Annotated in this window: 8 protein-coding genes; 7 read left to right on the forward strand and 1 reads right to left on the reverse strand. The window is 59.6% G+C overall.

All coding sequences use genetic code 11. The features are described from left to right. Window positions 1-124 precede the first annotated feature (124 nt). The 4 genes from EDF70_RS03980 (at window position 125) to EDF70_RS04000 (ending at window position 8768) form a co-directional block, all read left to right on the forward strand. Window positions 125-2038: a HAMP domain-containing methyl-accepting chemotaxis protein gene (locus EDF70_RS03980; RefSeq protein ID WP_132272017.1), complete on the forward strand. Its 1914-nt coding sequence runs from the start codon at window positions 125-127 to the stop codon at window positions 2036-2038. Window positions 2039-2336: 298 nt separating this feature from the next. Beyond that, a complete protein-coding gene (locus EDF70_RS03985) occupies window positions 2337-4274 on the forward strand; it encodes a methyl-accepting chemotaxis protein (protein ID WP_132272018.1) in 1938 nt (645 codons plus the stop codon). Between the two features lie 313 nt (window positions 4275-4587). Then, complete coding sequence (locus tag EDF70_RS03990) at window positions 4588-6498, forward strand: methyl-accepting chemotaxis protein (RefSeq protein WP_132272019.1); 1911 nt, start codon at window positions 4588-4590, stop codon at window positions 6496-6498. A gap of 383 nt (window positions 6499-6881) precedes the next feature. Continuing rightward, window positions 6882-8768: an ABC transporter ATP-binding protein gene (locus EDF70_RS04000; protein ID WP_132272020.1), complete on the forward strand. Its 1887-nt coding sequence runs from the start codon at window positions 6882-6884 to the stop codon at window positions 8766-8768. A 4-nt stretch (window positions 8769-8772) separates the two neighbouring features. Here EDF70_RS04000 and EDF70_RS04005 read toward each other — a convergent pair whose 3' ends face one another. Then, complete coding sequence (locus tag EDF70_RS04005; RefSeq protein WP_132272021.1) at window positions 8773-9702, reverse strand: endonuclease/exonuclease/phosphatase family protein; 930 nt, start codon at window positions 9700-9702, stop codon at window positions 8773-8775. A 378-nt stretch (window positions 9703-10080) separates the two neighbouring features. Between EDF70_RS04005 and petA the strand changes: the two genes are divergently transcribed. From petA to EDF70_RS04020, 3 genes are read left to right on the forward strand one after another with little or no spacing between them, the layout of a single operon-like run. Then, a complete protein-coding gene (gene petA / locus EDF70_RS04010) occupies window positions 10081-10659 on the forward strand; it encodes a ubiquinol-cytochrome c reductase iron-sulfur subunit (protein WP_132272022.1) in 579 nt (192 codons plus the stop codon). Between the two features lie 15 nt (window positions 10660-10674). Further along, entirely contained in the window at window positions 10675-11991 is a 1317-nt protein-coding gene (locus tag EDF70_RS04015; protein WP_132272023.1) for a cytochrome b N-terminal domain-containing protein, read from the forward strand. 20 nt (window positions 11992-12011) lie between these two features. Beyond that, window positions 12012-12902: a cytochrome c1 gene (locus EDF70_RS04020; RefSeq protein WP_132272024.1), complete on the forward strand. Its 891-nt coding sequence runs from the start codon at window positions 12012-12014 to the stop codon at window positions 12900-12902. Window positions 12903-12942 lie beyond the last annotated feature (40 nt).

The raw sequence follows: 12942 nt of genomic DNA on the forward strand, positions 1-12942 counted from the left end.
GTTACGGCGCATTTGCGAAATGTGTTTTGCCGGCAAAAAGCTATGTGAAAAAGTAAGTCTTTCTTTATGGAATGGTGAAAAAACGAGCGTGTATTCCATTTGTGTCTCACGCTGCGGTTTTCACATGTTCAGATCCATAAAGATCAAACTTCTCTTGCCTATCCTCTTCGGCACGGTCGTCCTTGTCGCCATTCTTCAGGGCGGTCTTGCCATGCGTTCGGTCAATCAGATGGACACGCAGGCGGACAATCTCGGCCACCGCATGGAGCAATCCGTGGCCATGGCCAACATGGACCGGTTACTGGGCGAGGTTCGCCGCCTCGTGCTGATGGCGCTTTCGGGCAGCAATGCCGGCGAGCAGAAAAAGTGGCTGGGCCAGCTTCAGGAAAAGACCAAGGAGCGGGGCGCAGCCTTTGCCGCATTCGGCGAGAAGATCACCGACCCGGCGGCCAAGACGAAATTTGACGACCTGCAGAAGGTGGTCGGCGAATACGATGTGATGAGCGCGAAGTTCATCGAGCTGATCAGCACCTCCCGCGTCTATGAGGCCAAGACCCTGATCGCGCAGATGGTGCCCAAGGGTGGCGAGGCGGGCGCGATCCTGTCGCAGATGATCGATGAGAACAATGCTCTCGGTCTTACCGATCGGCAGGCGGCAAATGCTGCCGCGCAATTCGCCTCGATGTCGACCATGATCGGTATCGTGTTCGCGGTCGTGGTGGCCGTCGTGGCTGCCGCGCTGAGCGTTTTCCGGATTGCCCGTCCGATCGACAACATTACCAGGGCGATGAAGGTGCTGGCCGCCGGCAATACCGAAGCACAGATCCCGCATGCAGGCCGTCATGACGAGGTCGGCGAAATGGCGGCGGCCGTTGCCGTGTTCCGTGACAACGCCCTCGAACGCGAGCAGCTTGAGCGACAGGCGGAAGCCAATCGCTCGATGAGCGAGAATGAGCGGATTGCGCGCGAGGAACAGAAGGCACGCGAAGCGGCCGATGTCGCTTTCGCCGTCGATGGTCTGGCGCATGGTTTGAAGAGCCTTTCCGATGGCGACATGACCTATCGCTTGGCCCAGCCGTTTGCCGGTCAGCTCGATCAGTTGCGCCTCAACTTCAACGAGTCCGTTTCAAGGCTGCAGGATGCCCTGCAGGCGGTCGGCGAAAATGCCCGCATGATCGATGCCGGCGCCAACGAGATCCGTGCTGCGGCCGACAATCTTTCCAAGCGCACCGAACAGCAGGCTTCTTCCGTCGAGGAAACGGCCGCCGCGCTGGAACAGGTGACGACCGCTGTCAAGGATTCGGCTGTGCGTGCCGGTGAGGCGGGAAGCCTTGTCGATCATACCCGCACCGATGCGGAACGTTCCGGTGAGATCGTCAAGCAGGCGGTCACGGCCATGGAGGCGATCGAAAAGTCGTCCAACGAGATCGGCAATATCATCGGCGTGATCGACGAGATCGCGTTCCAGACCAATCTTCTGGCCCTCAATGCCGGCGTTGAAGCCGCGCGCGCCGGTGATGCCGGCAAGGGTTTTGCTGTCGTGGCACAGGAAGTCCGTGAACTGGCACAGCGTTCCGCCACGGCGGCGCGCGAAATCAAGGCGCTGATCTCCGCTTCCAGCGCGAAGGTTCGTGACGGTGTGAAGCTGGTCGATCAGACCGGTGAGGCGCTGGAAACGATTGTTGCCAATGTTCAGCGGATCAACGGCAATGTCGCCTCGATCGTGGTGTCGACCCGAGAACAGTCGACCGGCCTCACGGAGATCAATAGCTCGGTGAACCACATGGATCAGGGCACGCAGCAGAATGCTGCCATGGTGGAGCAGACGACAGCGGCAAGTCATCGTCTCGCTTCGCAGGCTGCGGCACTCAACGCGTTGTTGGCGCAGTTCAGGCTGGATGAGGGCAGGGCGGATGTGCGCATGGCGCCCGCGGATGCACGTCCGGTCAATTCTCCGGCGCGCGCAATCGGTAACCGCATCGCGGCTGCTTTTGGTGGAGGATCGGCGGCCGTCAAACAGGAATGGTCGGAATTCTGAACACCTGCTCAAATGTGAGAATGGAACGGCGGCTTCGGTCGCCGTTTTTCGTTGTCGGACCTGGAAAATCGCTGGTTTTATACATGTGATCGATTGTCAATATTTTACTACCTTGGATTTTATTGAAATTGCCTGCAATTTCTCGTGTGCAGTATTATCCATTCATTAAGCCTTATATTCGAACATCCTCATATCAACGCATGGTTCTGTTTCGTTGATTTTTGCAATCGCATGCCAGAGGGCGTCGAGACGTTTCCCCCCAACGTATCGGCGCCCTTGGCGTTTCCAGGGGATGATCATGCGATACCTGTCTCAGATGCGCATTCGGGTTCTTCTTCCGGCTCTGTTCGGGCTGGTTATCGTTATCGCTTTTGCCCAGGGCGGCATGGCGCTTTTTTCACTTGCGACGCTGAAGCAGCAGGTGCACGAGATCGGCCGCGAGCGCTTGCCGCGCAACACGCTGATCGCCAAGATGGATCACTCCATCAACGTCATCCGTCGCTCCTATGCTGATCTTCTTCTGGCCAATGATGCCGAAGAGATCAGAACCAACGAGCAGACGATCGCGACGCGCATGAACGAGCGTGATGCGCTCATCAAGCAATATTCAGACATGATCACGCTGCCGAAAACGCGCGAACTGTTTTCGACGTTGCAGAACGGTGTGATCGCTTATGACGCTGCGGCAAAGACGCTTGTCGGACTGGTCGAAGCCGGTCGCCACGAGGAGGCGCAGTCCGTTTATCGCGGCGCAATGCGCGATGCCGCAAAATCGATGACCGAAGCGCTCGACACGACCGCCGCCAACAACCAGGCGATCAGCGAGGCAGCACTTGTCGCAGCCGATACAGCTTACGACCAGGCGCTGACCAGCACGTATGCGGCACTCGCATTCGCAGCCTTCATCGCAATCGGTGCCGCCTGCATTTCCTTCTTCCGCGTGGCCCGGCCGATCGATGCGATCACCCGCGCCATGGGTCTTTTGGCCAGTGGCGACAATGAACGTCCGATCCCGTTTATCGAGCGCCGTGACGAAATCGGTTCGATGGCGGCGGCTGTCGAAATCTTCCGCGCCAATGCGCTCGAGCGTATTCGTCTGGAACATGAGGCCGATGACAACCGCGAACTGATGGAACATGAACGCGGCGTGCGCGAACAGCAGAAGATGATCGAGGCCGGCCATGTGAAGGTCGCCGTCGATGGTCTGGCTGCCGGGCTTTCGAACCTTGCCGACGGCAATCTCGGCTTCCGCATTGCCACACCGTTCCATGGCGACCTCGAAACGTTGCGCACCAACTTCAACGCTTCCATGGGCAAACTACAGACGACAATGGTTTCGGTGGGTGAAAACGCCCATGCCATCAGTGCCGGCACCAACGAGATCCGCAGTGCCGCCGATGATCTGTCGCGCCGCACCGAACAGCAGGCTGCCTCGGTTGAGCAGACGGCAGCGGCGCTTGAAGAAGTCACGACCGCGGTCAGCGACAGCAGCCGACGTGCCCGTGAGGCCGGCCAGTTGGTCGAAAAGACCAAGACGGGAGCCGAACATTCCGGCGCCATCGTTCGCGATGCCGTCGCCGCAATGGAGCAGATCGAGCAGTCCTCGACCGAAATCGGCAACATTATCGGCGTCATCGACGATATCGCCTTCCAGACCAATCTTCTCGCGCTCAATGCCGGTGTCGAAGCGGCGCGGGCAGGGGAAGCCGGCAAGGGTTTTGCCGTCGTTGCCCAGGAAGTCCGCGAACTGGCACAGCGCTCCGCCAATGCCGCCAAGGAGATCAAGTCGCTGATCAACCGTTCCGGCGAACAGGTACGCAATGGTGTCGCGCTGGTTGGAGAGACCGGTACGGCGTTGAAGGAAATCGTTACCGAGGTCCAGCACATCAACCGGTTGGTGGCGGAGATCGTCACCACGGCGCAGGAGCAGGCAACGGGCCTCAAGGAGATCAACACCGCCGTCAACCAGATGGACCAGGGCACGCAGAAGAATGCGGCCATGGTTGAGGAAACGACGGCGGCCACGCACAGCCTTGCGCGGGAAGCGTCCGGCCTGATCGAGCTTCTGGGCCAATTCCGTCTGGGTGATGCGGCACACCATGCGCCGGTGCGCGCGCCGGTTCCTGCCTCACCAGCGTCGCGTCCGACACATTCACCGGCGCGTGCACTTGGCCAGAAGGTTGCCGCCAGCTTTGGTGGGGCGGCGCCTCGTGGTGAGGACTGGTCAGAGTTTTGATCCGGAAAATTTGATGCAAGTACAGATTCGCTTTACTTGCTCGAAGTCGTCTTGATGAATATCTAATCGATAGTAGAGCGCCGTCATTCTCAAATGGCGGCGCTTTGTCGCATTAAATATTTATTTAATATTGTTTTTCGGATGATGAATTTCTTGGTTTTGTTTGTTCAACTTGATGAATTTCAACAAGAAAACAAAAGAAATAACGCGTTAACCAGCTAGTTCGTTGGTTTTTGTGGTAATTTTTTGTTTAGAGCCTGTTGAGACAGATGCGACGTCCAGGTGTCGGACGGTTTTTCTCGCGGGTTCTCAAATGTTCAATTCCATCAAAATCAAAATTCTTCTTCCGTCTCTTTTTGCCCTGACCGTCCTGCTCATCGTGCTGCAAGGTGTGCTCGGCGCGCGTTCCGTCTCCGAACTGGAAACGCAGGCCGACAATATCAGCCGGCGCATGGAGCGTTCGCTGATGGTGGCCGGCATGGACGGCCTGATGTCGGATATCCGTCGTCTCTACCTGACGATGTTGACGACCGACTCTGCTGCCTCTAGGCAGGAGATGCTGGCGCAGATTCAGAAAAAGGTTCAGCAGCGGACCACCGAATTCAATTCCTACAGCCAGTCGATGACGATCCCTGCCGCCAAGGCAAAGTTCGCCGAGCTTATGAGTGTCGTTGCCGAATTCGATCGGCTGGGCGGCAATCTCGTCGATCAGCTCGATGCCGGCAGGACCGCGGAAGCGCGCGCACTCATTCTGGAAATGGCGCAGAAGGGCACGATCGCCGGTACGGCGCTTCAGCAATTGATCGATGACAACAAGGCGCGCGGCGTCTTAGACCGCCAGGCGGCGGCGGATGCTGGCCAGTTCGCGTTGAAGTCCACCATCTTCGGTATCGTTCTGTCGGTGCTGGTTGCGGCCGGTGCGGCCATCCTCAGCGTGATGCGTGTCACCCGCCCGATTTCGGCGATTACCGCGTCGATGAAAACCTTGGCTTCGGGCAATAACAAGGCCGAGATTCCCTATGCAGGCAACAGCGATGAAATCGGCGAAATGGCTGCTGCCGTGGCCGTGTTCCGTGACAATGCACTGGAGCGCGAGCGTCTTGAGCGCGAAACCGAAGCCAACCGTTCGATGAGCGAAAGCGAGCGTATTGCCCGTGAAGAGCAGAAGGCGCGTGAAGCTGCCGATGTCGCCTTCGCGGTCGATGGTCTGGCGTCGGGTCTGAAGAGCCTTTCCGATGGCGACATGACGTTCCGTCTGGCGCAGCCGTTTACCGGTCAGCTCGATCAGCTGCGTGTCAACTTCAACGAATCCGTCTCCAAGCTTCAGGGTGCGCTGCGCGCTGTCGGTGAAAATGCCCGTATGATCGATGCCGGCGCCAACGAAATCCGCGCCGCTGCCGACGATCTGTCGAAGCGCACCGAACAGCAGGCGTCGTCCGTCGAGGAAACCGCCGCAGCGCTGGAACAGGTGACCACCGCCGTAAAGGATTCCGCTGTCCGCGCTGGTGAGGCCGGCAAGCTGGTCGAACATACCCGCGTCGGTGCCGAGCGTTCGGGCGAGGTTGTCCGTCAGGCGGTTGCCGCGATGGAGGCGATCGAACAGTCGTCCAGCGAGATCGGCAACATTATCGGTGTGATCGACGACATCGCCTTCCAGACCAACCTTCTGGCGCTCAATGCAGGCGTCGAAGCGGCGCGTGCCGGTGAAGCCGGCAAGGGGTTTGCCGTGGTTGCACAGGAAGTGCGTGAGCTGGCCCAGCGTTCGGCCACGGCTGCCCGCGAAATCAAGACGTTGATCGGTGCATCCGGTGACAAGGTGCGAGACGGTGTGGATCTGGTCGGCCAGACCGGCAGCGCGCTGGAAGCCATCGTTTCCGACGTGCAGAAGATCAACCAGAATGTCGGCACGATCGTCATGTCGGCCCGCGAGCAGTCGACTGGCCTCACCGAGATCAACACGGCCGTCAACCAGATGGATCAGGGCACGCAGAAGAACGCGGCCATGGTGGAGCAGACCACGGCCGCCAGCCACGGCCTCGCCAAGCAGGCCGCCGAACTGACGCAGCTGCTCTCGCAGTTCAAGCTGGAAGATGGACGCGCAGATGTCCGCAGTGCCAACCCGGCATCACGCCCGGTGGCATCGCCGGCCCGCGCCATCGGCGCCCGCATCGCCTCGGCTTTCAACGGCAATGCCGCCGTCAAGCAGGAATGGTCGGACTTCTGAGAACGTCCCACGAGAATGAGAAAACGCCGGCCTCGCGCCGGCGTTTTCGTGTCTGGCCCGTGCTAGAGTCTGTCCGGGCTAGATTGCAGCATTCTGTTGGCTCAAACGGAGCTGGATGGTCGCATGGCTGGCGCGTGTCGTAGCCAAAGCATACGGCCAAGCCGGCCATGCGATCAGCCGGCCCGTTTCAGCCAACCCGAAGGGCCGGGCATCTTTCCGCCGGGATCAGCGGCGATCGGCTCGCACGTACCCGGTGGTATGCACTTCGCCAATCGCCACTGCCCCGACGAAAACCTGCTCCGGCAGAATGCTGCAATCTAGCCCAGACAGACTCTATCTTCGCACCTTACCGAAATGTAAGCCGCACTGGCCTTTGCCAGTTCATGCGCAGCCGCTATATCGGCTTCATGGCCATTATTACCCGTCTCTTCCGTTTCTTCGAAAACTGGATTTCACCTTTTGCCCGGAAAGACGATCTTCGTCCGCCGGCAACGACGCTCGGTTTCATCTGGTTTTATCTCAATCAGGCCAAGGCGCCGTTCATCGCCATGCTGGTGCTGGGCGGACTGACGGCGGCAATCGAGGCGGCGCTGTTCTGGTTCGTGGGGCGACTGATCGACCTTCTTGCCACCATCAAGCCTGAGGATGGCTGGGCGGGGCTTCTGGCCACGCATGGCTGGGAGCTTGCCGGCATGTTGGTGCTGATCGGCGTCGTGCGCTTCGTGGTGACTTTGCTGACCGCGCTCACCGACCAGCAGATCATCACGCCCGGTTTCTACAACATGGTGCGCTGGCAGTCCTACATGCATGTGGCGCGGCAATCGCTGTCCTTCTTCCAGAACGATTTTTCCGGCCGCATCGTCAACAAGGTTTGGTCGGGTGGACAGTCGGCGGGCGACCTTGTCACCTCGCTGATGGAAAGCGTGTGGTTCGTCGGCATCTATTCTGTCTCGATGCTGTTTCTCGTCGGTAGCCTCGATTGGCGGCTGGCGGTGGTCGTCTGCGTCTGGGTGTTCATTTTCGGGCTGCTGGCGCGTTATTTCGTGCCGCGCATCCGCTACCATTCGCGCGAGACGGCGGAAGCCTCGTCAATGCTGAACGGCCGTATGGTCGATGCCTATAGCAATATCCAGACGCTGCGCCTGTTCGGCCATGACGATGCCAACGACCGCTACATGCTGCAGGGTTTCGAGACCTTCCAGAAAACCACCATCCTGTTCACCCGTTTCATCACCGGGGTGCGGGCATCGATGGCGCTTCTGTCCGGCATCATGATCACCAGCATGGCGGCGCTCTGCATCGATCTGTGGCTGTCGGGCAAGATCACCTCGGGTGCCGTCGCCTTCACGCTGGCGCTGGTACTGCGGCTGAATTTTCTGCTCGGACGGCTGATGACGCAGTTCAACGGCATCATGCGCAATTTTGGTGTCGTGCAGAATGCCGCCGAGCTGATTTCGCAGCCGATCGGCCTTGTCGATGCGCCGAACGCCGGCACGCTGTCGGTGAAGCAGCCGGGCATCGTGTTCGACAATGTCAGTTTTCATTACGGGCGCAGCAAGGGTGTCATCGACAACCTGTCGCTGGAAATCCGGCCGGGCGAGAAGGTGGGCGTCGTCGGACGCTCCGGCGCCGGCAAGTCGACGCTGGTCAATCTGCTGCTGCGTTTCTACGATGTCGAGAGCGGCCGTATCCTGATCGACGGGCAAGATATCTCAAAGGTGACGCAGGACAGCTTGCGCCGACAGATCGGCATGGTGACGCAGGATACGGCGCTTTTGCATCGCTCGATCCGCGACAACATCCTGTTCGGCCGGCAGACCGCAAGTGACGCGGATTTGCGCGCAGCCACCGAGCGGGCCGAGGCGGATGGATTTATCGAGCGCCTGGAGGACCAGCGCGGCCGCACGGGGTTCGATGCCCATGTCGGCGAACGCGGCGTCAAGCTGTCGGGCGGCCAGCGCCAGCGGATCGCCATTGCCCGCGTCATGCTGAAGAACGCGCCGATCCTCGTGCTGGATGAAGCGACGTCGGCGCTCGATTCTGAAGTGGAGGCGGCGATCCAGGCCAATCTCGACCGGTTGATGGAGGGCAAGACGGTGCTGGCCATCGCCCACCGGCTTTCGACCATTGCGGCACTCGACAGATTGATCGTCATGGATGGCGGGCGGATCGTCGAACAGGGCACGCATGCGGAGCTGATCGCCCGCGGCGGGCTTTATGCGTCCTTCTGGGAACGGCAGTCCGGCGGTTTTCTCGGCGCCGAGGACTGAGCCTCTATTCGGGCAGCACGAATTCCGCGGTCAGGCCAAAATGGTTGGAGCCCATCGCGTCGGGTATGCGGGCCACCGATTTCATGCCGAGCGGCGCGCGCACCATCACATGATCGATGGCGATGCCGAAGCGGCCGAGGCGCACCGGCCAGGTGGGGATTTCCGGGGCAATCGTCCGCAGGCCCGTCCAGCGCATGAAATCCTGCACATCCGGTGCCGTGCTGGATGAGTTGAAATCGCCGGACAGAAGCAGCGGTCCCTTGCGATTGTTGATGATGCGGGCGGCGTTCGCCAGTTCCATCTCGTGGTAATCGTCGAAATAGGGCTTGCTGAGGTGCATGGCGACGACGTGGACCGTGGTGCCGCCGACATCGACATCCGCCAGCATGAAACGATCCTTGCGCAGTTCGCTGAGGCCCCCGACGCTGAGGTTCGTGAGCGGCAGTTTCGACAGCATCATCATGTCGCAGATATCCGTCTCCTTGCCGCAGCCGATGCGGTAGGGATAGACCTTGTCCAGTTCCGCCAGATATGGCGCAAGCGGCGGCATTTCCATGATGTTGACGATGTCGGCGCCGGAATTGACGATCGTCTGGTAGATGCGTTCACCGTTGCGGTAATTGCCACCGAGAATATTGAAATGCATCAACCTGATGGTCTTGCCCGATTGCGGCGCCCGATCGGCGTCGAATTCGTAAGGCATCAACCCGGCATGCGCGGCAATGCCGATGGACGCGAGCAGCAAGATGACCGGAAATGCATTTCGGCTGAGCAGCAACGCGACAATCATTACCAGCGCGCAGGCGATCGCCGCATGAAGTTGCAGGCTGTGAAGGGTGGCCAGCATCCAGTGCGGATGCACATACCGTGTGGCAATCGCGCCCAGTACAAGCGACACAATGACGCAGAGGGCGACGGAGATCGTGTATTTCATGTCCTACCGCCCGGAAGTCGCCACGTCTGCGGACGGGGTAGCACAAAGCATGTGTGCGTTGCAACACGCGCAACCGCCCGCATGGGCAGGGGCTTGATTCAAATCAATTTAACAGCTGATTCCTTTGCGTAAATCGCCTTGAGCGGCGCCATGACCGGTTTGTCATGGCGTGCACGAAGTGTAGCGGGGCGAAGCAGCCGGAATTCATGCGGTTGACTGGTCGCAGCCCTTGCCAAAACAGGAGTTTATCTGCGATCAAAGGTAGTATTGCGCCGACTTGCTGGGGACTCGTTGTTCGCACTATGGTGGACGCGGTTTCGGCCCAGCCTGGAGGAGGCTTATGCGGTTGATCGGGATGCGTGAGAGGATGGTAAAACCGTGAGTGAAAACACATCGAACGGACAGGCGTCCGGCGAGCCGACTCGCCGTGACTTTTTATATCTGACCACCGGCATGGCGGGCGCTGTCGGCGCCGTTGCTGTCGCGTGGCCATTCATCGACCAGATGCGGCCGGATGCATCGACGCTGGCACTGGCCTCGATCGAGGTCAATGTCGCGGCCTTGCAGCCGGGCATGTCGCTGACGGTGAAATGGCGCGGCAAGCCCGTGTTCATTCGCAACCGTACGCCCAAGGAAGTGGAAGAAGCCAATGCCGTCGCACTGTCCGACCTGAAGGACCCGATTGCCCGCAACGCCAATCTGGGCGCGGATGCTGCAGCCAGCAGCATCGATCGCTCTGCAGGTGCTGGCAAGGAGAACTGGATCGTCATGATCGGCTCCTGCACCCACCTTGGTTGTGTTCCGCTCGGCCAGGCCGGCGAATTCGGCGGATGGTTCTGTCCCTGCCATGGCTCGCACTACGATACGGCGGGCCGTATCCGAAAAGGCCCGGCACCGCAAAACCTCGCGATTCCGACCTTCGCTTTCACCAGCGATACCGTCATCACGATCGGATAAGGGGGGATTTTCAAAATGAGCGGTCATTCGTCATACCAGCCATCCACCGGCATCGAAAAATGGATCGACTCGCGGCTTCCCTTGCCGCGTCTGGTCTATGATAGTTTTGTTGCCTATCCGGTTCCGCGCAACCTCAACTATGCCTACACGTTCGGGGCCATGCTTTCGGTCATGCTGATCGTGCAGATCCTGACCGGCGTCGTGCTGGCCATGCATTACACGGCCTCGACGATCGGCGCCTTCGATAGCGTCGAAAAGATCATGCGCGACGTCAACCACGGCTGGCTCTTGCGCTACATGCATGCCAACGGCGCATCCTTCTTCTTCATCGCCGTTTATCTGCACATCGCCCGCGGTCTCTATTACGGTTCCTACAAGGCGCCGCGCGAAATCCTCTGGATCCTCGGTGTGGTCATCTACCTGCTGATGATGGCGACCGGTTTCATGGGCTATGTTCTGCCCTGGGGCCAGATGTCCTTCTGGGGCGCGACCGTCATCACCGGCTTCTTCACCGCCTTCCCTCTGGTGGGTGAGTGGATCCAGCAGTTTCTGCTCGGTGGCTTTGCCGTCGACCAGCCGACGCTGAACCGCTTCTTCTCGCTGCATTACCTCTTACCGTTCATGATTGCCGGCGTCGTCGTGCTGCACGTCTGGGCGCTGCATGTGACCGGCCAGACCAACCCGACCGGTGTCGAGGTGAAAACCAAGACCGATACGGTGCCGTTCACGCCTTACGCGACGCTCAAGGATGCGTTCGGCGTGTCAGTATTCCTGATCGTGTATGCCTGGTTCGTGTTCTACATGCCGAACTATCTCGGCCACCCGGACAACTACATTCCGGCCAACGCGCTGAAGACACCGGCCCATATCGTGCCCGAATGGTATTACCTGCCGTTCTACGCGATGCTGCGTGCCATCACCTTCAATGTCGGCCCGATCGATTCCAAGCTCGGCGGCGTTCTGGTGATGTTCGGTTCGATAATCATCCTGTTTTTCCTGCCCTGGCTCGATACGTCGAAAGTTCGCTCGGCGGTCTACCGCCCCTGGTACAAACTGTTCTTCTGGCTGTTCGTCGTCAACGCCATCATTCTCGGCTGGCTCGGCGCCATGCCGGCGGAAGGCAGCGGCCTCTGGGGCCTGCTGTTCAGGGGTGACCTGTCCGGAAACTATGTCGGTTATTCGCAATTCGGAACGCTTTATTACTTCGGCTTCTTCCTCGTCATCATGCCGGTTCTCGGTCTGGTCGAGACGCCGCGGCGCATTCCGAACTCGATCACCGAAGCCGTTCTGGAAAAGAAGAACGGTGCGTCCAAGACCGGAACGGTCGCCTGAGCCAGCGAGAGGAAAACATCATGAAAAAGCTTGGTATAAGCTTCCTGTCGCTCGGTCTTCTGGTGGGGATCTCCATCCTCCCGGCCTCGGCACAGGAAAACCACGAGAAAGCTGCTGGCGGCGCTGCCGCCGAGGAGCATGCCGGCGCCACGCCGCATTATCCGATCAAACATCCACATGCGGTCGACTGGAGTTTTGCCGGCCCGTTCGGTCATTACGACAAGGGGCAGTTGCAGCGCGGCCTTAAGATCTACAACGAAGTCTGTTCCGCCTGCCATTCAATGAAGCTCGTGTCCTTCCGCACGCTGGAAGAACTCGGTTATTCGGAAGCCCAGGTGAAGGCTTTTGCGGCCACGCACGAAGTGCAGGACGGCCCGAACGAAGATGGCGAGATGTTTACCCGCAAGGCCGTGCCTTCGGACTACTTTCCGTCGCCGTTCCCGAACGAACAGGCGGCCGCTGCCGCCAACAATGGCGCGGCACCGCCGGACTTTTCGCTGATCGCCAAGGCCCGCGGCATCACCCGCGGTTTCCCGCAGTTCATCATCGACATGTTCACCCAGTATCAGGAGGGTGGCCCGGATTATATCCATGCGCTGCTGACCGGATATCAGGAGCCGCCGGAAGGCACCGAGATCGCCGAGGGCACGCATTACAACCCGTATTTCGCCAATGCCGCAGCCCTTGCCATGGCGCCGCCGCTCTCGGCCGATCAGGTCACCTATGAGGACGGTACGCCGCAGACGCTCGATCAGTATTCGCAGGACGTCTCCGCATTCCTGATGTGGGCAGCAGAACCGCATCTGGAAGAACGCAAGCGCACCGGCTTCATGGTCATGGTGTTCCTGGCGATCTTCACGATCCTGATCTACCTGACCAAAAAGTCGGTCTATGCCAGCAAGGAGCACTGACACGAGCTCCGAGTGTTTGTGAAAGGCGGCTGCGGCCGCC

This window comes from Neorhizobium sp. JUb45 (assembly GCF_004343585.1).
In the GTDB taxonomy this organism is placed as follows: domain Bacteria; phylum Pseudomonadota; class Alphaproteobacteria; order Rhizobiales; family Rhizobiaceae; genus Neorhizobium.